The following is a 21,711-nucleotide window of genomic DNA, read 5'->3' on the forward strand; positions in this document are numbered from 1 at the left end:
GTGACACGTTTTACCTCTTTTTAATTTAGCTTGTTATTGCGTATGGTACTGTTACTGATGATGATACTATTATTACTCCCCACATTCCTGCTAGTGCATGTCCTGCTATTCCACAGCAGAACCAGTAGTATCCGGGTGATAGTGTTATTGTTCCACTTGCTGATTGTCCACTAATTAATCCTGTGGATTCATAAGATGATGAGCTAGTTCCTACGTAGAGTAATATTTTGCCATCTTGAGCTACATTGGCGTTATTTGGTGTTGCTGTATCATTTTGTACTATTAAGAAGTTGTGTGCAAGACCGCTCTCTTCATTAGTATAATAAACTATTACAGTCCAACCAGCTGGAATGTAAATATGCAATTGACCATTAGAAGTACCATTAAAGTTGAATGGTGAACCAGTAGATAGGGAAGCTATATATAAGAAAACAGTATGATTACTAGGATTATAAGGTAACTTAATAGCACCAGGAGGTAAGGAAACAGAAGTCGTAGTAGTTGTAGTGGTGGTAGTAGTAGTCACAGAAGTAGTTGTAGTAGGAGTAGTTGTAGTTAACATTACTGCTGCATGTGATTTAGGTAATGGATATGTGACTATCATAAAGTTATATGCTATAAATCCTGCCATTACTGCTGTTCCACCAAATATAATAATAAGTAATGCTATTCCTAGCTTATTCATAGCTTATCTCAATTGTCATGATTAAAAAAGTAGTATTTATTTTTATCTATTTTTACCAAAAGCTTGTTTATGATTTTATTTTCCTATTTCAATTTTTCATTAATTTTAGAAGAATAAGATTTATGAAGAAAAAGTAGTAAAATTTATTAATAATTGTTTATTATGTGTAATATGACCCTAAATGTTATTGTTTGCAGAGCAAATAGTATCTCTTCCAAGTTTATATACTATGGTATCAACTATTGCTCCTCCTTCGAGTGTTCCATTTGAGGATGTTTTTGGATTTGCTCTAGCTGGCGCAGGTATAGCTTTTGGGATTATTTTCTATCTCCTCATAAGAAAGAAAACAATTAATATTTTCTAATTTAAGTTATCATTTTTTTAAATAAATTCTCATTTTATATTTTATTAGTTTAAAAAGTGCTATCAAACTATTCATTTATAGTAAGAAAAACTTATAAACTAATTAATATATTAAAATAATTGAGTGAGTGGTAGTGAGTGAGCACAAGAGAGATTGGGAGAAAATATGGTTTATAGTTATGTTAGTTCTTGTAGCTGCTTTTACTGGATATAGCTATGTGAGTATAATAACTGGCTCTGCTGCTACATATAGGTACGGATTACCATTAGCTAGTGGTGTTCCTAAGCCTTTACCAAACGGTACAGTTATTGTTTATATGCTAGCTGTGCAATGGTCATGGATTCCACAAAATGCTACAGAAATAATTTATTTGCCAAATGGTAGTATGGAGAATATTAGTGTTACTTCTACAGTTATTGGGTATGTTAATGGTTATCCATATATTAAAGTAAGTCCCGGACAACCAATACTATTAGTACTTTATAGTAATAACGTGATACATGCTTTCTACCTTAGACTTCCTCATGGTCCTCAAAATTGGAATATAGTTCCTGGTGTCAATAGTTATGCATTTTTCTATGCTCCAACAACTCCGGGTAACTATACTTTCCACTGTGCAGAATATTGTGGTATAGGTCATTCATACATGTATGGTTATTTGTGGGTGATGTAAGATGGTAAAGTTGTATCCTAAAACTAGTTTAGGAATGGGATTACTATACATATCTGGAGCTATTTCTTGGTTAGTAGCAATGGGAATTGCAGCGTTATGGTTTAGAACAATTTTGCTAAACCCACATACTAATCCTAAGGTAGGTTATGCAATTTCGCCACTTTATTACTTCTTAGTCACTTTTCATGGAATGTCTGCAATGTATATTATAGTTGATGATTTGGCTTTAGGAATTTTTGCATACGCATTATATAAAAGTGGAATGTCTATTGTTCACTTTAAGACATTAACAGTTCTATTTTGGATACTAAACTTAGCACCAATAGTTACTTTTGCTGGAGGCCCAATAACAGGTTGGTACATGTATCCTCCATTAGCCTTACAGACTGGTTCTTGGCTAGTATATCATACCAACGCTTTGATAGGTCTTGCTTACTTCTTCTTATTCCTAAACGCTTTGGCAGTGATATTATCCTCTTTAGTTATGTTTATTGATGCTATAAAGACTAGACCAAAAGAAGGCAAAATACCGATATTTGCTGCATACGCCATGATGTTTGCTGGCGCATTAATTTTCTTAACAGAGCCAGCCTTGGCAGCGGGTGAACTATGGTATACTCTATATTTCTGGGCTGGTGTTTCAGTAAACCCACTAACGTGGGTAGTTTTGTTCTGGTTCTTCGGTCATCCAGTAGTTTATTATGTTCCATTTACCGTATTTGGTGGGCTTTATGCTTTAATTCCTCAATATGCTGGAAGACCATTATACAGTGAAAGATGGGCAAGATGGAATATCATATTATTATTTACTTTTAGTATGCTAGCCTGGGTTCATCATTTACAGACTTTTCCATTACCAGTTTATATTAGAGCATTTATTACACCAACTACTTTAATATTAGCTGCTGGTTCTGGTTTAACAGTATTAAACTTGGCACTTACTATATTCTATAGTCCGAAAGGATATAATTACAAAGATCCAGTAGGGTTTGCTGCATTAATTGCTTATATAGGATTTATATTAGCTGGATTACAAGCCTTAATTCTTCCTATAAATATTACTAATATAATCGTTCATAACACCTACTATGTCGTTGGTCACTTTCACCTAATGATATGGACTATAATTCTTGTAGGTAGTATAGCAATAATCTTAGATATGTTAAGGAGTAAAGTAGGTGCAACATTAGATTTTTCATCATTAAGTAGAGGCTTATTATATGCTGGTTTGTCAATGTGGACTGTTGGTGCATTTATTACTGGATATACAATGAGTGTTGCAGGATATTTAGGCTTAATTAGAAGATGGGATGCTTATCCAGTACAATTCCAGCCTTACATGGATATCATGACTTATGGCGCAATAATTATGGGTGCAAGTTTTGTGTTTATTGCTTTACCTATAGTATTTACATTACTTAGAGTTGGTATTCCAATATTTTGGACACCCACTACTGGAGTTACTACACCGTCAACAATAACCATGAATATAAATTCGCCAAAAGGCGGTTCTGGATCAATAATTAAAGAAATAAAGGAAACGAAAGGCAATACATTAGATAATAAGATAACAAAGTTAAAATAAATTAATCTTTTTTTCCTTTAAATGTGTTTATTTTTTAAAAGTAAATTTTTTTAACTACCTTTATGAGAATTATTATATGATAAGGTATAATGGTACAAAAATAAGTGTGAAAAACCTTATACTTCCTATCATATTTGTTATTGCTTTTGTTAATCCAATAGTTGAAGCAATACAATATTATAATCCTCTTGTATATATGCTAGATCATTACGCTCTATATGCTGCAGGAGTTCTTATAGGCTATAAATTTTTTAAAGGTTCTATATGGTCTTTTATTTTAGGTATGATTCCAGCAGGATTCTGGCATATTCCTCTCTTTTTTGCATTAGCTGCTGCTTTTCCCCTTTATAGAGGATTGTGTGAATTTACTTTGCTTTTAGGCGGAATTTTGGCTGGTTCTTATATTCCAAAAATGTCATTAACATTTAAAGTTGGTGCTTTAGGGATCTATATGTTTGCTGATTCTTTACTTAGTATTTTCTTTGTTTTAGGATATCCTCAATACTCAAATGTTGATTTTAAGTTTTTATACTGGGGAACTAATTTATTGCCATTTGTTGGTATTGAAATGTTTATAGTTATGAATATTGTATTAGTTTATTCGCTTTATAAGCTATTAAAAAACATTTCCCTTTTTTAAAACTTGATATACTCTTTTTTAGATCTAGGAAGTAGGTTATAACTAACTGATGCTAAGTATGTTTTAAAAAAGTTGTACTATATGGCTAATTTATAACTTGAATATTCCTTCATTGATATGTTAATTTTATGAAAAGTATGGTTATAATTTACGCAGAATAAGGTATATGATTATATTTAACGTAAACTTTTCCATATTAGAATTATTATTCCTTAATTCTTTCTACCATCGCAAGAAAGCTTGAATAGAGGATTTCTTTCATATTAACATCTCTAAGTTGTGGAGACTTTACATTGTCATTAATGTTCGAAATAAGTATCTTTATGTTCGATTTCTTAAGTATTCTGTATGAGGGGAAACATAAAGATCCATGGGGAGCAATTACTTTATCAGCTTTTAGTTTAACACATTCCTTTGCAACTGCTGGCCTTTTCATTGGAGATTTTAGAGCAGGGTTTTCTTCTTTAAAGATTATTTCATTATTCTTCTCGTCAATTAAGACAATATATCTTGCTTTAGAGAATTCCTCTAAAGTTTCTAGGTCTTCTTTTACTGTAGTGCAAATAGTCATTTTTCACAAGCCTCTTTGATTTTTTTATTTCCAGTAATTATAATTAATTCGTGCTCTTCATCTAACTTTTTCAACAATCGAGTTACTTTATCAATTTCTTCTTCTGTTAAATATTCCTCTGGATATTCTATTACTATTAGCGTCTTTCCTTTTATAGAAGATAAAACACTATCTATTACTGCTAAAGATTTAACAGAAGGTGGTGCTTTAGTTATGCTTTCATTTTTCCAATATAGTACACCATTTTCATTTTTTATATCTTCTGAGAAGAAAGGTTTGAAGTTTTTTATTCCTTCTTTTATTCTATTAATAGTAAGAACACATTTTTCTGAAAATAGTTGTGCTATTTCTTCGTTTGATAGTGCAGACTCAGAGGCATTTAATAATAATGCTCTATCTGATGGAATGTAAATGAAGTCGTTAAATCCTGCTTTTCTCTCAAATTCTTCTCTTTCTCTTAAAAGTATTGGTTCTATCATACTTTCTATTAAATTTTCTCCTATTTCATCTAACTGAGATTGACTAATTAGACTTTTTTGATTCACTTCTCTTGATGTAACTTGAAGGAGTTTGTTTATTTCTTCATCGCTAACACTTTTTGAAATTCCTTTACTTTCTATTTTTAATGAAATGTCAAGTTTTGCCTTTAACTTTCTTTCAGCAAGTTCTACTTTTGCTTTTATTTGAAAGTTCTTTATTCCAGTTAATTCGAAAAGGTCAATAATAATACTTGATTCAGTTTTTTCATCAAATGATGTTTCAGTTTCTATTTCTATTGGTTCTTTAAGGGTTATCTCATTATTTCTCCATGACAAGGGTAATGTAGTATTAATTTTATTAATTATAGAGGGTATTACGTAATTGGGATTAATCATTCTGAAGTTAAGTTCTCTCATAATAGTTGAGATTTCGAAAATAGTGAAATATAAGTTTCTTAGTTTTTCTGAGTTCTTTCTCTGTAGCTTAAAGTTTAGATCAAATGCTATTCTCTTTTTATAATTAGTAAATCCTGTAGGATCTAAGATATAATATTCTCTTAATTTCTCTGACAAATCATCATAGCCGTAAATTACTTTGCACATGTTTAATAATTAGTTTTCATCAAATAAAAATTAGTTTTAGGAAATTTCTAATTTCCCTTTGCCACTCTTTCTTTTAGAAGTTTGTAGTAAATATATCCTCCTATTGCCTGTAATATTCCTCCACTAAATTCTGGTAAAGGTAGCCAAACCTCTAAAAGATACCCACTAAGTCCACTGCTTAGCTGAGCAACTCTAGTTGATATTCCTTGTATGCTTGTAGCTGCACCATAATCCTCTTCAGATATCCCTCTAACGTTTACTGCTGTTCTATTTGGTGCTCCAATTCCAGCATTTAACCCTCTTATTGCATATAATGCAGCAGCTAAGTAAAACCAAGGTGAAAAAGCTATTCCTATAAGTAATACTCCGTTAAGGACTCTAGTTATTGAAGCTACTTTAAGAGTATCAAATTTGAGTTTAGTTGCTAGGAATGAACCAATAGATGTTAATGCATAAGATACAGTAAAAACTAAACCAATGACAAAGTCGTTAACATGGTAAGCTATTTTAAACCATAAAGGGAGTAACGGGATTGCTAAACCAATTCCAAAGCCAGTTACTGTATTTGATGCTACAACTTTAGATATATATATTAGACTAGATTTTTTCATTATTTTAGTAGTTTTTTTAGGTCTTTGCACTTCTTCGACAAAAATGAGAGAAACAATGGAAATAACTAAGAGAATAGAAGAAAAAGCGAATATAACTCTAAAATTTTCTTCTGGTGAGAAAGGTAAGAATTGTTTTATTGAGACCAAAAGGCTTCCAACTATACTAGCTGCTGATGCTGCTGAACTAATTAGGCCAAGTTTTTTAATTCTTTCCTTCTCATCCCTCCAATTAGAAGCAATTAATGCTGAAATTCCCGGACTCCACATGCCTCTTAGTCCTCCAGAAGCTCCTCCGCCAATTCCAGTAATCACTAGAAGAGGAATTATTAAATGTATGTTAGATGTGAAAGCCAAAATGAAGGTTCCAATTGCAGGCAAGGCATCGCCAATAATTAAGCTTTTCTTATATCCTATCCTATCTCCCAACATACCTAAACCCAAAGATAATAGAGAATAAAATCCTACAACTCCAAATACTATTAATCCTATAGTTATTGGAGATAATCCTAATAGAGAGAGGTAAAGTGGAATTGATAAGCTAACATAAATTAAGCTTATGCTCCTAGCGACTCTCGATATTAGGAGGAACTTAAACGTTTCATTAGACATATGTTGTATTTAGTATTTCTTCCTATAAATTTCCTTTTTAAAAGACTAAAACTTAGTTTGAAGTCAAATAATGTAGATTATTAGAATAGCGAAATATTTTCAGTTATGATATTTTGAATAATGTTTATTCCTCTTTCAAAGTAATATTTATTTGGTTTCAAACTAGATATATCTTAATGAAGAGAGATTGGGAAGTTATTTTAACAGCAGACAGAGGATCATTCACAGATTATGGTGGATCTAGTGTATTAGGTTATGTAGCTTGTATGCCATATAGACTTGTCCCTAGATTATTTATGGATAAGTTCTTTACCCCTCCCATTAAGGTTGATAAAGAAGGGAAAGCTATTTATGCACCATATGCATTGAGGAAAATTGAAGCCTCATTAATTTCTCATGGATTTAATGTGGCTGTTATCCCTCCAGAGCATTTAGAAGATTCTGTAAGTGAGAAAACAAAAGTAATTGGAATAACTGTTCATGACCCATTTGGTTTAAATCCAGTCTCCTTTAAGCTGTCAATGCTTTTTGGTGGAGGAGCTACATGGACAGCTAAGTTTTTTGAAGAGTTAGGAGATAAGCTATCTAAGCTAAAGACTAAGTATAATTTTAAGGTAATTGCAGGTGGACCGGGTGCATGGGAATTATTAAATAAGAAACCAGAATGGATTGATAATGTGTTTATTGGTGAAGCTGAAATTACTTTGCCAGAGGTAATGAAGAAAATTATTGATGGTGAATCAGTCCCTACAATAATAAAGGGTAAAGATCCTAAAGCGGATCAAATTCCGCCAATTGTAAATCCAGCTAGATTGGGAGAAGTACAAATTACTAGAGGTTGTCCTAGAGGTTGTCAATTCTGTTCAGTTACTCCAGAAACTTTTCGCTCTATTCCTCTTGATGTTATAAAGAAGGAAGTTGAAGTTAACATGAGGGGAGGATGGAACAGAGTGGAATTTATAACAGATGATGTAATGTTATACGGCTCACAAAAATTGAGAACAAATCATGATGCTATCGTGAAGTTATTTACAGAAGTAATGAGTATGGGAGTTGATGGAATATGGTGGCCTCATATTTCTGCGCCAGCAGTTAAAGAAAGTCCGAAGACTGTAAAGGCTATGGCTGAGATTGCGCGATATAATTTTGATAGAGCTGTTGCGCCAGTTGTTGGTTTAGAGACTGGGAGCACGAAAATTATGGAAAAGTACATGAGGGCTAAGGCATTTCCTTGGACTCCTAAAGATTGGGCAGATGTAATTATTGATGCTACTGCAATAATGAATGACAATTACATATTCCCATGTTATACAATGACTATTGGTTATCCAGAGGAAACTGATGAAGATGTGCAACAGTCTATCGACTTAGTTCAAAAGATTATTGACCATGGTTTCATAGCTTGGGTATTTCCATTGCCAGTAATTCCAATGGCTACGACGAGAATTAGAGATAATCCTTTCCCATTTATGGATAAGTTACCTTCAAAATATTGGGACTTGCTATATATGAGTTGGAAATATAATTTTAAGATTACTAGGCAATTGATTCCTATTCTTACTAGTGGTATAAAAAGTAGTGTGGTAAGGAAGATTGTAAAGGTAATGATTGATAGGGTATTTGATTCAATAGATCAGATCTTCTATGAATTGAAAGAGACAAAAGGTAAGAAATCCATGGAGTTTTCGAGTATTAATTTAAATAACACTATAGGGGTTATAAAGTCTATATATTGGTTAACTAGATTAGCTTTCAAAAACCAATAAAAACCAAAAATTTTTTTCTTTTTACGATAAGGTTTATTATCTCATTGTTCTTTTAAATTTCTAATGAATAAATATCAAATCGGTTCCGTTATCATCGGGATACTACTAATTTTATCAGCGGCAGTATATTTACATCAAGTTTATCTTCACAAAGTCCCCTCCACTGGGATACATACTTTAACTACTACAAACATTGCCCCTAATTTTATGAATATATTAGGAACAAATTTATCGGTTAAATTAATTCAATCTGTCCCAGAATTCACAAAGGGTTATGAAGGAAATACAGTAATGTTTGAGGGTAATCCACAACATTTATATTTTATCCCAACTACTACTGGCTATTTTTTAATCAATGTGAGTGGAGCAATAATTGTTCCTCCCTCAATATATAAGGATCTTCTAATCGTTACTACTTCTGGTCCTATGAACATGACAACAAGGAATTTACCATTTAATATCGGTTGTATTTATGCAATTAATCTCAGTAATGGTGAAATAATCTGGAGTGAGAAATTTCCTAATCAAATAATGACTCAACCAATAATTGTAAATGGTATTCTAGTAATAGGTTTAGGTAATAATATGTTCGTAAACTCTACTATAAGAGGTACTGGGGTTAATGGAATTATTGCACTAAATGTAACAAATGGTCATGTATTATGGAATTATTCAACTTTAGGAGAAGATATGCCAACTCCAGTATATTATAAAGGTATGATAATTGAGGCTAATGGTAATGGAGAAGTTTTTGCTTTGAATATTAGTAACGGAAAATTAGTGTGGAGTGATTACATAGCTTCCTATGTGAGTATGAGTTCTCCATTACTAGTAAATAATATTATTTATTTTGGTTCTGCTCATCCTTATATTTTCTGGGCTATAAATGCTGAGAATGGTAAGATCTTATGGTATGATAACTTTTCAGAGAACTTTTCATCGTTAGGTGGTTTAGATGATTCCTCACCAGCTTATGCTAATGGTATAGTAGTAACTTCTTTAGCAATTCATTTCTCTAATAATACAATGGAAGAAGCTTTAGTAGGTATGAACGCTTTTAACGGTAAAATATTATGGTGGCTTAATGAGGGTATTTCTCTTATTCCACCAAATCTCGAATCTCCACCACCAGTAATATTTCATGGAGTTGTTTTTCATGATTCTCCAGTTGGTCTTTTATATGCAGTTAATTTAACTAATGGAAAGGTCTTATGGAGTTTTTATACTGGTTTTACAACGAGTAATGTAAACATCGTTAAAGGTAGGATAATTATACAGAACCAACAAGGTATTCTATTTGTACTTAATTTAAATGGAAAGTTAATAAAGAAAATTATAACCCCTGTACTGCCGGGACCAGGGAATATCTTAGTAACGTTGAATTCAGTCATTCTAGTTGGAGTAAATGGGATCATTGATTCTATTCCTTTACAATCAATAATTAGTTAATTTTTTTATTTAAAGAAAACATATTTTTTAAAAGTTTTTAATATTACCTTTTAAACCATTTAAAAGTTATAAGACTTTACGTGGGAAAAAGAATTTAAACCTTACGTGATATGATGAAGTGTGAAACGAATAATAACATTAAGTTTGGAGGATTTGACTGACGCTAAAGATAAGGTGAAAAAGGCATTAAAGAAATTAGAATATGAAGACGAAATTATACTTATTTCTAAGGTTGATGTTTCTTATCTTTTTAGGGGTTATACTGTTGAGAAAGAGAGAAATGAAGAAGGTTTATGGATAATTAGGGTTAAAAAGAACTAAACTTTACCTTATTTCATGTTAATAAAAAATGCTAGATTATTAGATGGTAGAAAAGTAAACATTTACATAGAAGATGGAATAATAAGATGTTTCGATTGTAAAGAAAATGATGATGAAGTGATTGATGCTGAAAACAATTTAGTAATACCCCCATATTTTAATATGCATTTTCACTTGGATAGTGTATTTCTTCCTATAATAAATAAAAGTGGTACTTTATGGGAGGGGATAAGAATCTGGAAAGAAATTAAAGGTAAACTCTCTGAAGATGATGTTATCAAAAGGGTTATAACAGCAGTAAAGTTAATGGTAGCCCAAGGTACGTTATGGATTAGGACTCATGTAGATGTTACAGAAAAGTCACTAACTCTATTAAATGCATTATTAAAGGTAAAAGAGGAAGTAAAAGAGATTGCCGAAATAGAAATAACAGCATTTCCTCAAGATGGTATTTTCACAGAAAAGGGAAATGATGAGTTATTAAGGAAAGCTATTGAGAAAGGAGCAGATAATGTTGGTTTAATTCCTCATAATGAGATGACAAGAGAAGATGGAGTAAGATCAATCAAGTTTGCTTTTGATTTAGCTAAAGAATTTAACAAAAAAGTTGACGGTCATATTGATGAAACTGATGATCCAAACTCAAGATACTTAGAGGTATTGGCTAAGTATACTTTAGAATATGAATATCAGGAAAAAGTTTCTGCTGGACATGTTACGGCTATGCATTCATGGGATCCTGCTTATAGGTATAGAATATTACCAATCGTTGCTAAAGCTGGAATAACTGTTATTCCTAACCCTCTAATTAATGTTTCTTTGCAAGGTAGATTTGATAGTTATCCTAAAAGAAGAGGAATGGCACCAATTAAGGAAATGATTAATAATGGTATTAATGTTGCTTTAGGACATGATTGTATCATGGACCCATGGTATCCTTTGGGAAGTGGTAATATGTTACATGTCTTATTTATGGCTATCCATTTAGATCAAATGCTTTCTCCAGACGAGTTAAATTACTCTATTAACTTAATTACATATAATGGAGCGAAAGCTTGGCCAAAATCAAATTATGGTATTGAAGTTGGAAATGAGGCTAACTTACTTGTCACTTCTGAGGATAATTTAATAGATCTTTTGCGTTTTATGAGCCCACCGTTATACGTAATTAAGGGTGGAAGAGTGGTTGCTAAAGATGGGAAATTAATTTACTACAAAGGGAAATGGGAAAAGGTATTGAAAAAACCAGTATAGATATGATAAAAATTCAATCTCATGTAAGAGAATAGGTATTAACTACGAATGATATGGTAACACCATTCGTGGAAAAAATAACCTAACTAAACATTATTTACATAACTGACAAAATCAAGAGGAAAATGTTCAACTTCAACGGAAAGAAAAGTGCATAAATGTAAACTTATTATCGATCAATTTTGCGTTAATTTTTAACAAGTTTTATTTTAGTATTGCTTAATAACTGGAATTAGATATCTTATTTTAGACCTAATATGGCAAAGAAGAAGAAGGAGAGCCAAGGCCAACAACAGAGTGGACAACAAAAGAAATAAGCATGATAATGTTATAATGACTCCTAATAAAGTTAATTGTTTTTTATTTTCATATTTTTCATCATAGTCATGATTATTTCATGTATCTTTACTTTTCCAAAATAATCATAATTAAGTTGAACTATGTTTTTATTAAACCAAAATGCATTATAACTTATGATAAGAGGAATATATGGTATATTAAAAGGAAGAGAAACAATAGACGGTGCTGGAGTCAAGCTTTACAGAGTATTTGGTGGTTCAACAACAGTACAATTAACGGATCCTTTTTTACTCTTAGATTTCTTTGGTTCAGTAAACCCAGAGGATTATATTGTAGGCTTTCCATGGCATCCCCATAGGGGTATAGAAACTGTAACTCTTCTTTATGAAGGAAAGGTTGAACATGAAGACAGTGAAGGGAATAAAGGTGTCATTTATCCTGGTCAAGTTCAATGGATGACTGCTGGAAGTGGGATATTTCACCAGGAAATGCCAAAACCATTAGAAGGAATAGAAGTTGCTAAATATAATCAGAATCCTCTTTCAGTTAAAGGTTTGCAATTATGGATTAACTTACCTTCATATAAGAAGATGACAGAACCCACTTATAGGAATATAAAGTCTTTACCTAAAGAAAGGTTTGATTTTGGCGAAATCACTATTTTGGCTGGAGAGTATAAAGGAATAGAAGGACCAGTGAGGGTAAAAAGTGATGTAGACCCCATGTATTTAGATGTAAATTTAGATGGGGAATTTAGGCTTAACGTTAAGAATGGTTATACTGCCTTAGCTTTTGTGGTTGATGGTAAAGCAAAGTTTAGTCCTAATGTACCAGAAATAGAAAAAGGCAATTTAGTTATATTTAATAGAGAAGGAGAAGAAATTGTAGTTAAGGGGAAAGCAAGATTCATAATACTTTCTGGTAAACCCTTAGAAGAACCGGTAGCATGGTACGGTCCAATAGTTATGAATACAGAGGATCAGATTTTGGAAGCCTTAGCAGATTTAAGAAGAGGTAGATTCATAAGGCATAAGCAAGTTAATATTGAGGATTATTAGATATTTCATGGGCCATTTCAAGAATTTTTATCCAATCTTCCCACTTTAATCTTCCTGTTTTTGTATTTTGTGCACTTGGATGATAACTAGCTATTAACTTTTTGCCATCTGGTAAATCTATTATAACTCCATGTTTAAACTTTATCCTCATTCCATAAATTAACAGTATAGATTCAAATGCTATTCTTCCTAAGGCTACTATAACTCTTAGGTTTTTTAATGAGAGTATTTCCTCTCTTAGGAAATACGAGCAGTTGAGTATTTCCTCTTTTGTTGGTTTATTCTCCGGAGGAACGCATTTAACAGCATTAGTTAAATAAACTTCCTTTATTTTAAGTCCATCATTTCTATTTATTCCTTCCTCCTTGTTAGATAATCCTAACGTATAAAGTCCTTTTATCACCCATTTTCCAGATTCGTCTCCAGTAAACACTCTACCAGTTCTGTTTCCGCCATGAAGAGCTGGAGCTAAACCTACAATAAGAATTTTCGCGTCTTTATCGCCAAATCCCGGTACTGGTTTATTCCAATATTCCCAGTCTTTAAATCTCGGAGGGATCTTGAAATTTTTTACATATTCTCTAAGTCTGGTACATTTATTGCAAGAAACTATTTTATCATATAATAAGCTATCCATATGAGAAATAGATTGAAGAGCTGAATATAACTTCTTCTTCTATCTGTAATGATTAAAAAGTCAATTTTTATAATTAAATATTTTATTCCAGTTAATAGATTCAATATTATGGACGAAAAGGAAATTGTACTTAAGGCATTAGATAGGATTGATAAATGGTATGTTATGTTAGCTGGAATTAAAGACAACAATCTATTAATCGTTTCTAAGAAGGTTCCTCCTAATGTAATCAACATTGACGGTGTAGATTATACTATTAAATATTATGATCCAGAGGATTATTTGAGAGTCATAACTCAAAATGAGGAAGAATTTCGATCTTATAGAATTTACTATTTTGTAAAAGTTTATATGAGAAAAGTCCTTGACATTCTTTCCTCACTAGAAGTACAGAGGATGAGCGAAGAATTTGAGAAAAGCAATGAATTTTTTAGATGACTTTTTTAACGCTAAGCATTTTTCACTATTGTGAGAGGAATACCAATTTTTATAGCAAGAGTTATTTATGGAGCTAGTTGGTTCTTCCTATCTCCTTACATACCTTTCATTTTAAGGATGTTTTCTTCCTCTAAAAATTTCGCTAATTTAATACCTTTTTCTTTCTTTGTTACAGCAGCTATAATGCAAATACCAGCTGGATTAATATCAACAAAACTAGGAATGAAGAATACTTATACTCTAGGTCTCTTTATCATGGGCATTTCAGATACTTTAATTGGTTTAAGCAAGAACATTTATGAAGTTCTCCTACTTTATTCTTTAACAGGCTTTGGTGCTTCATTCTTTTTTTCGTCAGCTGGAGGTACATTAGCGGTAATAAATGAGGGTAGAACTGTTCTTGTAATGGGTTTATATAATGCAATGTTTTCCATTGGAGGTATAATAGGACTTAATTGGGGTTTAGTGGATTCCTTATTAGGTTTCTCTAATGCCTCTTTTCTTCTAGGTTTTTTAACTATTTTAGTCAGTGTTATAAATTATTTAACTTCATACACTAATGTTAAACCAGACTTTAAGGTTTTAAAAAACAAGAATGTATTCTTGGTTGCATCTTCTACCGCTGGTGTATGGGGTTCTTATTACGTTGTTAGTGAATTCTTTCCATCATTTGCCTTTTATGTAATGAAGACTTCTCCAGTTGTTATAGGCTCAATCTCCTCTCTCTTAGTTTTCTCATCGGTTATTGGGGGCATTTTTACTTTCATTATGTCTATAATAAAAAACGAGAAGGCACGTATAATAATTACCAGCATTTTAGGAGTAATACCAGTTCTTTTGCTATATAATTTTTATATAATTGGACTAGTTATTATGGGAATTTTTAATGAAATGGCAATATCAATAATTTATGCTTTTGTTATAAGGGAAGTAAGAAGTGAAAATTCTTCTTTAGCTTTAGCGGAAGTTAATTCTATCCAAATAGGTTTGGGAATGTTAGAATTACTTTTACCATATATTTCTATTTATAATTTATGGTATCTAGTAGTTATAGTCTCACTTATACCACTTTCTATTTTGATGAAGGTAAGATAACATTTTAATATCTCTCGTGAAAGTTAACAAGTGAATACTGATCAAATTAATGTGTTAGTTAAAAAAGCATTAAAAGGAGATATAAAAAGCCTTGAAGAAGTATTTAATTTCCTAGAAAAATTTAACGTTCCAATAACTAAGTATGCAATGTATTCAATCATCTATCAATATGTTATGAATAACGTATTAGATTTGGGAAAATACTGTGAAGAATGTGGAGGAAAATGCTGTAAGTCTGGTTTGCCAGTACCAGTTTATAACTTTGATTACAAAGAACTTAAAAATAGATTGAGTAAGGAACAGTTGAATAATTTTAGAAGAGTGAACGGGTTTTATATCCTATCTAGGCCATGTCCTTTTCAAGAGGGTTGGCTTTGCAAGATTCATCAGTATAAACCCTATGCATGTATGTCATATCCTTTCGCTACAGAGGATGAACAAAAAGAAATAATAGATAGTTATAAAGATGGTATACCGGATTTTAAGGTTCCAGATTTTTGCATAGCTGGAAAAAAAGTAAAAGAGTTTATGTCTAATAAGGTTGATGAGCTAAGAAAAAAACTTGGAAGAGATCCTACACCCAGAGAACTATTAAGGGAAATCGTAAAGTCAAGTTAATGCATTTTGTTTTTAAAATTAATTAATAGTTAGGTATAAAAAATTCTAATCTACATTAGGGGTGTGAATCATATAAATAGGCTTGCCATTATCGGAGCTTTTAGAGCTTTAGGTGGATCAATAATTTGGCCCTTCACTGGTTATGCCCTTTATACTGTGTTTAATTTCCCACTATCTATAGTTTCAATTTACTATCTGATTCAGGCTGTTTTTAGTGTTCTAGCATACATTAGTGGAGGATATATTACAGATTTCTTAGGTAGAATAAAAGCTATGATAATATCAATACTTTTATCGTCACTTTTTCTTCTTCTTTCTTTTTTATTTTATCATCCACTTCTAGTAGCTTCTTTCCTTCTTTTGCAGTCTTTTTTTAATAACGTATACAATGTAGCTAACACTACTTTAGTCGGAGATATAAATAAAGGTGAATTTAAGAAATTAGTTTCATCATTTAGCAGGGTAAGGGTTGGGATTAATGCTGGATGGGCATTTGGTCCCTTAATAGGTTCTATTATATTTGAGTATCAAGGATTTAGACAATTACTCTTAATTTCCTCATTTATTTTGCTCATTCCTTTGATATTTGTTTTCTCTTTACCAGATTTTAAAGGAATAAGAAGATTTTACTTCTCTATACATAAAGAATTTGCAAAATTCCTACTTCCTACTTTCTTAACCTTCATGCTTATGAGCCAGCTTGGATTTTCACTTTTAACATTCTATACAGAGGTGGTGAAACTCTCAGTAGAAGATGTAGGGTTTCTTTTTATGATTAATGGTTTATTAATAGTGATTTTACAGGATATTATAGGTAAATTTCTTAAGGTAAAAACTATTATCCTAGGAATGTTTATCTATTCTTTTTCTTATCTAGCTGTTGCTTTTATAACAAGCTTCATTTTTGCTTGCATAGATGTCGTGTTTATAACTTTAGCCGAGATGATAGTATCTCCTCTTTCACAAGCAATAGCTTCTTCTTTAACCAAGGATGAGGAAAGAGGAAGAGAAATGGGAGTTTATGGGATGGTTACTGCTCTCGGAAGGTTAATTGGGTCTTCTTATGCTAGTTACTTAATGTCGTTCTTTCTCTTTACTCCTCTCTATCTATGGTTTTTTATTTCTATTCTTGGTTTTTTATCTATACCATTATATTTATTAAGTCTTAAGAGGATTGAAACAAATGGATAGTGGGGCAAGATTAATACTTAAGGGACTTAAAGATTTAGGTGTAGATAAAATATTTATGGTATCTGGTACTGACTACGCCGCATTTATAGAGGAGAAAGTAAGAGATCCTTCATTGCCAGAATTTATTATAGTACCTCACGAAATTACGGCTACAGCGGCAGCAATAGGCTATTCATTATCTGGTAAAATTGGTGTAGTAGCACTTCACACAATACCCGGAACAGCTAATGCGTTAGGCATGATAATCAATGCTTATACTTCAAGAATTCCTTTGATTGTATTAGCTGGAAGAAGTCCTTATACAGAAGTAGGAAGTCCAGCAAGTAGGAATTTAAGAATTCATTGGACTCAAGAGGCTAAAGATCAAGGAGAAATTGTTAGGCAATGGGTTAAATACGATTTCGAAATAAGAAGAGTAGAACAAATACCAGAAGTATTGTCAAGGGCTTTTCAGTTAGCATTTAGTGAACCAAAAGGACCAGTATATATAGTTATTCCAAGGGAAGTTAGTATCGAAAAAGGAGAATATAGAAGGGTAAGAATGTCAACTTTTGAGCCTGGAGTTAAGAGAGAAGATTTAGAAAAGGCAAAGAAAATGATTAATGAAAGCGAAAGACCATTAATAGTTACTTGGAGAGGGGGAAGAAGGAGAGAATGGTTTGATAGCATAAAAGCGCTCGTAGACAAAGTTGGAATTCCTATAATAAATTATGTTGGTGAAGTGGTTAATTATGAAGGAGAGATGGGTTTAGATATGATAGATTTTTCTACTATTGATCTTTTAATAGTAATCGAAAGTGAGGTCCCTTATATACCAAAGAAGGTTAAGTATGAGGGTAAAATATTAAAAATTGATGTAGATCCATCTTATTCTTACATACCGTATTATGGATTCTCTTGCGATTTATGTATTCAATCAATTCCTTCAGAAGTGTTAAGTCAACTTAACGTTAATCCTAAAGACGATTGGAAGGAAAAAGTTAAAGAAATGTATTTTCAGCAAGAGAAGAGGAAAGAGGAAGAAATTAAAAGATTAAAAGGAAAGAGGACTATTCATCCAAGATATTTAAGTTATGTTATAGGAAAAGTGATTAGTAAAGAGGACGTTATTCTGAATGAATATCCTTTTAACCCTAGATATGCTAAGCTATCTTTTGGTCAGTATTTTGCTGATCCATCTTTTGGCCATTTGGGTTGGGCTTTAGGTTCCTCATTTGGCTTTAGTTTATCTGGAAGAAAAGTTATTGCAACTGTTGGGGATGGAGCTTTTATTTTTGGTGTTCCAGAAGCTTTCTACTATGCTATTTCAACCTACGGTGGTAATGTCACTGTAGTTATTTATGATAATGGTGGTTGGTTAGCTAGTGCTGAGGCAGTTGAAGAAGTTTTTCCAGAAGGATTAGCTAAGGCAAAGCAATATTTTCCAGGAGCAGACTTTAAGAGATATAATATTGGTGAAACTGTTAAGGCTTTTGGAGGTTATTATAGGCTTGTAGAAAGTACAGATGAATTAGAGGATGCTGTGAGAGAGGCTTATAATCAAAAAGGCATAGCTGTTTTACAAGTCATTGTTGAAAGGGAAAGATGACTTACTCTTTTTTTCTTTTAATTCTCTTCTCATAACACTTTAACATTTCTTCAAGACTAACAATTCCTATAAATTTTTCTCCTTCCGTAACAATTACATAACTTGATCTTGTTCTAGCTATTACTTCCCAAGCATCTTCAAGGTTAGAGTTTAAAGATACTGTAGGAACTCCTCTAATAACATAATCTCCAATCCTTCCTTCTTTTCCTTCTATGCTTTGATAAAATACTATGCCTATAAATGTTGAGTTCTTATCAACAACTGGCATTGATGTTAATCCATACTCTTTCATTAGTTCTATAACTTTTTCAACTTTCTCATCTGGGTTAATTTTAACATCTTGTAGTTTACACTGCCTAATTTTAACCTTTAACATAACTGGTATTTCGTACTCACTTCTATGAACTGGGGATTCTTTTCTGGTTGGGAATTGAGAAGGATATAAAGTGTGTTTACCAGAAATAACGTAAGCAATTGCTACAGCAACCATTTCACCTGGCAAAAGTTGTAAAGAATAAGTCATTTCAGTAACTATAATCATAACTGAAATTGGCGCCTTTGCTCCAGCACCAAATAAAGCTAACATACCAATTATTACAAAAGGTGCTATGAAAGGAACTATTGAGGGAAATAGATTATGAAAAATAATTCCAACAATTGCACCAATTAAAGCTCCTATTTCAAAAGAAGGGGCCTCAATACCTCCACTTCCTCCAGATCCTATAGTAAATGAGGAAGAAATCATTTTTGCTACTGCAATAAGGAGGAGGAAAAGGAGTAGAGGAATTCCATAAGTGTTTATTTCATTAATTTTTCCAGCTTCAAGAATATAATCCCAACCATAACCAGTTCCTATTAATTCTGGTAAAAAGAGGAGAAGAATGGAAGAAAGAAAAGAACCTAAGGTTGTTTTTACATATTGAGGAACTTTCATTTTTCTAAACATGTTTGAAATTTCATGATATATTCTCACGAAGAGAATTGTTGTTAATCCAATTAGGATACCAAGAATTGCATATAATGGCAATCTTAATGGAGAAAAAGTGTAAGGATAAATTCCAAAAATAGGTTGAAAACCAGAATACAACCCATAAATTGAATAAGCTGTGGCTGAAGATATCATTGAAGGTAAGATAACTTCAGACTCAAAATCTCTTCGATAAAGTATTTCAGCTGAAAGTAATGCTCCACCTATTGGGGCTTTGAATATTACTCCTATACCACTTCCAATACCTATAGCTATTGCTTTCCTAATATCTTCTGGGGTTAAACCTAAAACTTCAGTTATTAAAGATGCAATAGATGCTCCAATTAATCCCATAGGTCCTAAATCTCCAGCACTTCCTCCTGTTCCTAAAAGAATTGAAGATGAGAAAAGCTCAATAAAAGCTACTCTTTTCCTTATTTTACCTCTATTATGATAAGCTTTAATTGCAAAATCAACTCCTCCTCCAGATGCCTCTGGAGATAACATAGTTAATAAACCAGAAATAAGACCACCAAAAGTAACAACTAAGATTAAGAGTGGGTTTACAGTGTAAGAGAAAGTAGGATTAAGTGGTTTAGGTAAAGAAAGGTGAAGAATGTCGATGAGAAAAATTGTGTAGAATAGCCGATATAAGAAGTCAAAGGCTATAGCACTTAAGCCTATAAAGATCCCTATTATAAAACCTAAAATTATCCATTTCTCGAAATAGGGAAGTTCACTGAGTTTTAGTAATCCTCGCATATCTTATATTACATAATACTTCATTATATTTTAAATCCCTTCTCTAGCTTCAACAGTTTGTGGAATATCAAGAAAGGTAAGAAATAGGGATGTAGGTATTATTTTTTCATCAATTACATCTTTTGAAAGGTAAATAAAATCCTTTATTTTTCCAATCACCTTTTTAGCAACATTTCCGTACTTTATCTCTATTCCCTTATACTTATCTTCCTCTTTAATTATAACATCCACCTCTTTTTCTCTTTTTAAATAAAAAGTTGGGTAAAGCCTTGATAAATGAGCAACCACAACTGATTCTAAAATTTTACTTTCATCTGGCATCTTCGTAAATACCCATTTTGAAAAAGCATAATAAAGGAAAGGATCTATTAAATAGAGTTTCTTTTCTTTTTTCGGAATAGGAGTTCCATCGTTTGGATCAATAGCAAAGAGGACTATGAGATAATAAAGATGTTGAAGTAATTCTATGTAACTAATTATTGTTTTTACATTTCCAATGCCTTTAGCTATTGTATGAAAACTTACCTCACTTGAAGTTCTATCTATTATTCCTTTTAGAACTTCCTTGAAGAAAGTTTCACTCCTTCTCAGTTTATTTATCTCTAAAATCACTGTAGAAATGAAATCAGAGACCATTGAATCGTTGATTTTTCCGTGTGCATAAACGTCTTTTATAGGATTTGGAAATCCGCCAGTTTTTAAATAATTTTCAAAGAGTTCCTCAACATCCTTTCTAATTGCAAAATTTTCCTTAGCTAAATTTACAGCTTTATCAACATTCTGAGATGGAAAAGGAATCTTAAGAAAAAGTCTAACGTACTGAGAGAAAGAGAGAGGATACATAATTAATGTTTTTCCATTACCTCTTCTTCCAGGGAAATTTTCTACTTCTCCCTTTGCTTTCATCGATAAAGAACCGCTTAATATTAAAACGTCATTTTTAAAATCCCCTTTGTCTATCCTATATTTTATTGTCCTATACCATTCTTTAGGATAAGTTACTTCATCAAGGATAATATAAGACGTTTTTATTCCTTCTCTTTTCTTTACCTTCAAATATTCTTCAAGAATGCTATCTAACTCCTTATAATCAGCCAATTTTTCGCATGAAAAGTAAAAGATTGCTTTAGGGTTAACATGATTATCTAATAATTTCTTTATAAAGAGAATTAAAGCTGTAGTTTTTCCCACTTGTCTAGGGCCAAATAAGAAGTTAAGTGAAAATGGGGAAAGTGACACTTTATCTAAGAAGTCTGGATACCACTTGATCTTAGCTTCCAGGTATTTTTTGTAAGTTTCAGATTCTTCTATTAAGTCCTCAGATATCCACCAAGGATTTTGTTCTTCAATCATTGTGTATTCTGATTACACAAATATTTAAAAAATTTGTGTATTCTGATTACACAAGTTCTTATTAATCTGCTTATCTAAAATTACAAATAGTTTG

At 31.9% G+C, this 21,711-nt stretch carries 21 protein-coding genes; 14 read left to right on the forward strand and 7 right to left on the reverse strand.

All coding sequences use genetic code 11. The annotated features are described in order from the left end of the window. Positions 1 to 25 precede the first annotated feature (25 nt). Positions 26 to 685: a sulfocyanin gene (locus ACAM25_RS03685; RefSeq protein ID WP_369610991.1), complete on the reverse strand. Its 660-nt coding sequence runs from the start codon at positions 683 to 685 to the stop codon at positions 26 to 28. Positions 686 to 866: 181 nt separating this feature from the next. Between ACAM25_RS03685 and ACAM25_RS03690 the strand changes: the two genes are divergently transcribed. The 4 genes from ACAM25_RS03690 (at position 867) to ACAM25_RS03705 (ending at position 3,947) form a co-directional block, all read left to right on the forward strand. Beyond that, the gene (locus ACAM25_RS03690) at positions 867 to 1,049 is read left to right on the forward strand and encodes a hypothetical protein (protein WP_369610992.1); all 183 of its coding nucleotides are present in this window, start codon (positions 867 to 869) and stop codon (positions 1,047 to 1,049) included. Between the two features lie 133 nt (positions 1,050 to 1,182). Then, entirely contained in the window at positions 1,183 to 1,722 is a 540-nt protein-coding gene (gene soxA, locus ACAM25_RS03695; RefSeq protein WP_369610993.1) for a proton pump complex quinol oxidase subunit SoxA, read from the forward strand. Position 1,723: 1 nt separating this feature from the next. Continuing rightward, the gene (soxB, locus tag ACAM25_RS03700) at positions 1,724 to 3,307 is read left to right on the forward strand and encodes a proton pump complex quinol oxidase subunit SoxB (RefSeq protein WP_369610994.1); all 1,584 of its coding nucleotides are present in this window, start codon (positions 1,724 to 1,726) and stop codon (positions 3,305 to 3,307) included. 76 nt (positions 3,308 to 3,383) lie between these two features. Continuing rightward, positions 3,384 to 3,947 (forward strand): DUF1404 domain-containing protein, encoded by a 564-nt coding sequence (locus ACAM25_RS03705; RefSeq protein WP_369610995.1) that lies wholly within the window; start codon positions 3,384 to 3,386, stop codon positions 3,945 to 3,947. A gap of 205 nt (positions 3,948 to 4,152) precedes the next feature. Here ACAM25_RS03705 and ACAM25_RS03710 read toward each other — a convergent pair whose 3' ends face one another. From ACAM25_RS03710 to ACAM25_RS03720, 3 genes are read right to left on the reverse strand one after another with little or no spacing between them, the layout of a single operon-like run. Further along, the gene (locus tag ACAM25_RS03710; RefSeq protein WP_369610996.1) at positions 4,153 to 4,518 is read right to left on the reverse strand and encodes a hypothetical protein; all 366 of its coding nucleotides are present in this window, start codon (positions 4,516 to 4,518) and stop codon (positions 4,153 to 4,155) included. Next, on the reverse strand, positions 4,515 to 5,600 hold the full coding sequence (locus ACAM25_RS03715; protein ID WP_369610997.1) for a hypothetical protein: 1,086 nt from the start codon (positions 5,598 to 5,600) through the stop codon (positions 4,515 to 4,517). Before ACAM25_RS03715 ends, ACAM25_RS03710 begins: the two co-directional genes overlap by 4 nt. Positions 5,601 to 5,647: 47 nt before the next feature. Next, positions 5,648 to 6,820, reverse strand: a complete 1,173-nt coding sequence (locus tag ACAM25_RS03720; RefSeq protein ID WP_369610998.1) for an MFS transporter — start codon at positions 6,818 to 6,820, stop codon at positions 5,648 to 5,650. A gap of 176 nt (positions 6,821 to 6,996) precedes the next feature. On the opposite strand from ACAM25_RS03720, the gene ACAM25_RS03725 reads away from it, so the two are divergent. The 5 genes from ACAM25_RS03725 (at position 6,997) to ACAM25_RS03745 (ending at position 12,968) form a co-directional block, all read left to right on the forward strand. Continuing rightward, positions 6,997 to 8,586 (forward strand): radical SAM protein, encoded by a 1,590-nt coding sequence (locus ACAM25_RS03725; protein WP_369610999.1) that lies wholly within the window; start codon positions 6,997 to 6,999, stop codon positions 8,584 to 8,586. 63 nt (positions 8,587 to 8,649) lie between these two features. Next, entirely contained in the window at positions 8,650 to 10,035 is a 1,386-nt protein-coding gene (locus ACAM25_RS03730) for a PQQ-binding-like beta-propeller repeat protein (RefSeq protein WP_369611000.1), read from the forward strand. Between the two features lie 120 nt (positions 10,036 to 10,155). Beyond that, on the forward strand, positions 10,156 to 10,356 hold the full coding sequence (locus ACAM25_RS03735; RefSeq protein WP_369611001.1) for a hypothetical protein: 201 nt from the start codon (positions 10,156 to 10,158) through the stop codon (positions 10,354 to 10,356). A gap of 15 nt (positions 10,357 to 10,371) precedes the next feature. Further along, positions 10,372 to 11,610, forward strand: a complete 1,239-nt coding sequence (locus tag ACAM25_RS03740; protein WP_369611002.1) for an amidohydrolase family protein — start codon at positions 10,372 to 10,374, stop codon at positions 11,608 to 11,610. 473 nt (positions 11,611 to 12,083) lie between these two features. After that, positions 12,084 to 12,968 (forward strand): pirin family protein, encoded by an 885-nt coding sequence (locus ACAM25_RS03745; protein WP_369611003.1) that lies wholly within the window; start codon positions 12,084 to 12,086, stop codon positions 12,966 to 12,968. Here the strand turns inward: ACAM25_RS03745 and ACAM25_RS03750 are convergent. Continuing rightward, the gene (locus tag ACAM25_RS03750; protein WP_369611004.1) at positions 12,949 to 13,605 is read right to left on the reverse strand and encodes a uracil-DNA glycosylase; all 657 of its coding nucleotides are present in this window, start codon (positions 13,603 to 13,605) and stop codon (positions 12,949 to 12,951) included. The two genes, ACAM25_RS03745 and ACAM25_RS03750, sit on opposite strands and share 20 nt — an antisense overlap. Positions 13,606 to 13,710: 105 nt before the next feature. On the opposite strand from ACAM25_RS03750, the gene ACAM25_RS03755 reads away from it, so the two are divergent. The 5 genes from ACAM25_RS03755 to ACAM25_RS03775 all read left to right on the forward strand — a co-directional run bounded on the left by ACAM25_RS03755 (position 13,711) and on the right by ACAM25_RS03775 (position 18,535). Next, positions 13,711 to 14,043 carry a hypothetical protein gene (locus ACAM25_RS03755; protein ID WP_369611599.1) on the forward strand — a complete coding sequence of 111 codons (333 nt, stop codon included), beginning with the start codon at positions 13,711 to 13,713 and terminating at the stop codon, positions 14,041 to 14,043. Between the two features lie 30 nt (positions 14,044 to 14,073). Then, entirely contained in the window at positions 14,074 to 15,138 is a 1,065-nt protein-coding gene (locus ACAM25_RS03760) for an MFS transporter (protein ID WP_369611005.1), read from the forward strand. Positions 15,139 to 15,168: 30 nt separating this feature from the next. Next, the gene (locus ACAM25_RS03765; RefSeq protein WP_369611006.1) at positions 15,169 to 15,756 is read left to right on the forward strand and encodes a YkgJ family cysteine cluster protein; all 588 of its coding nucleotides are present in this window, start codon (positions 15,169 to 15,171) and stop codon (positions 15,754 to 15,756) included. Positions 15,757 to 15,819: 63 nt separating this feature from the next. Further along, positions 15,820 to 16,947: an MFS transporter gene (locus tag ACAM25_RS03770; RefSeq protein ID WP_369611007.1), complete on the forward strand. Its 1,128-nt coding sequence runs from the start codon at positions 15,820 to 15,822 to the stop codon at positions 16,945 to 16,947. Beyond that, complete coding sequence (locus tag ACAM25_RS03775; RefSeq protein WP_369611008.1) at positions 16,940 to 18,535, forward strand: thiamine pyrophosphate-requiring protein; 1,596 nt, start codon at positions 16,940 to 16,942, stop codon at positions 18,533 to 18,535. The genes ACAM25_RS03770 and ACAM25_RS03775 overlap by 8 nt, the downstream gene beginning before the upstream one ends. A 1-nt stretch (position 18,536) precedes the next feature. On the opposite strand, the gene ACAM25_RS03780 is transcribed toward ACAM25_RS03775, so the two are convergent. Together ACAM25_RS03780 and ACAM25_RS03785 are read right to left on the reverse strand one after the other, a co-directional pair. Further along, positions 18,537 to 20,264 carry a chloride channel protein gene (locus ACAM25_RS03780; protein WP_369611009.1) on the reverse strand — a complete coding sequence of 576 codons (1,728 nt, stop codon included), beginning with the start codon at positions 20,262 to 20,264 and terminating at the stop codon, positions 18,537 to 18,539. Between the two features lie 30 nt (positions 20,265 to 20,294). Then, positions 20,295 to 21,617: an ATP-binding protein gene (locus ACAM25_RS03785; RefSeq protein ID WP_369611010.1), complete on the reverse strand. Its 1,323-nt coding sequence runs from the start codon at positions 21,615 to 21,617 to the stop codon at positions 20,295 to 20,297. Positions 21,618 to 21,711: the final 94 nt, after the last annotated feature.

The organism is Sulfurisphaera javensis (assembly GCF_041154675.1).
GTDB lineage: Archaea > Thermoproteota > Thermoprotei_A > Sulfolobales > Sulfolobaceae > Sulfurisphaera > Sulfurisphaera javensis.

What these genes read in the sequence shown, in the direction of transcription:
- ACAM25_RS03780 (WP_369611009.1), bottom strand. Translation starts at nt 20,264, where the DNA reads ATGCGAGGATTACTAAAACTCAGTGAACTTCCCTATTTCGAGAAATGG.
- ACAM25_RS03715 (WP_369610997.1), bottom strand. Translation starts at nt 5,600, where the DNA reads ATGTGCAAAGTAATTTACGGCTATGATGATTTGTCAGAGAAATTAAGA.
- ACAM25_RS03750 (WP_369611004.1), bottom strand. Translation starts at nt 13,605, where the DNA reads ATGGATAGCTTATTATATGATAAAATAGTTTCTTGCAATAAATGTACC.
- ACAM25_RS03720 (WP_369610998.1), bottom strand. Translation starts at nt 6,820, where the DNA reads ATGTCTAATGAAACGTTTAAGTTCCTCCTAATATCGAGAGTCGCTAGG.
- ACAM25_RS03685 (WP_369610991.1), bottom strand. Translation starts at nt 685, where the DNA reads ATGAATAAGCTAGGAATAGCATTACTTATTATTATATTTGGTGGAACA.
- ACAM25_RS03705 (WP_369610995.1), top strand. Translation starts at nt 3,384, where the DNA reads ATGATAAGGTATAATGGTACAAAAATAAGTGTGAAAAACCTTATACTT.
- ACAM25_RS03745 (WP_369611003.1), top strand. Translation starts at nt 12,084, where the DNA reads ATGATAAGAGGAATATATGGTATATTAAAAGGAAGAGAAACAATAGAC.
- ACAM25_RS03775 (WP_369611008.1), top strand. Translation starts at nt 16,940, where the DNA reads ATGGATAGTGGGGCAAGATTAATACTTAAGGGACTTAAAGATTTAGGT.
- ACAM25_RS03740 (WP_369611002.1), top strand. Translation starts at nt 10,372, where the DNA reads ATGTTAATAAAAAATGCTAGATTATTAGATGGTAGAAAAGTAAACATT.
- soxB (WP_369610994.1), top strand. Translation starts at nt 1,724, where the DNA reads ATGGTAAAGTTGTATCCTAAAACTAGTTTAGGAATGGGATTACTATAC.
- ACAM25_RS03710 (WP_369610996.1), bottom strand. Translation starts at nt 4,518, where the DNA reads ATGACTATTTGCACTACAGTAAAAGAAGACCTAGAAACTTTAGAGGAA.
- ACAM25_RS03725 (WP_369610999.1), top strand. Translation starts at nt 6,997, where the DNA reads ATGAAGAGAGATTGGGAAGTTATTTTAACAGCAGACAGAGGATCATTC.
- ACAM25_RS03785 (WP_369611010.1), bottom strand. Translation starts at nt 21,617, where the DNA reads ATGATTGAAGAACAAAATCCTTGGTGGATATCTGAGGACTTAATAGAA.
- ACAM25_RS03730 (WP_369611000.1), top strand. Translation starts at nt 8,650, where the DNA reads ATGAATAAATATCAAATCGGTTCCGTTATCATCGGGATACTACTAATT.
- ACAM25_RS03690 (WP_369610992.1), top strand. Translation starts at nt 867, where the DNA reads ATGTTATTGTTTGCAGAGCAAATAGTATCTCTTCCAAGTTTATATACT.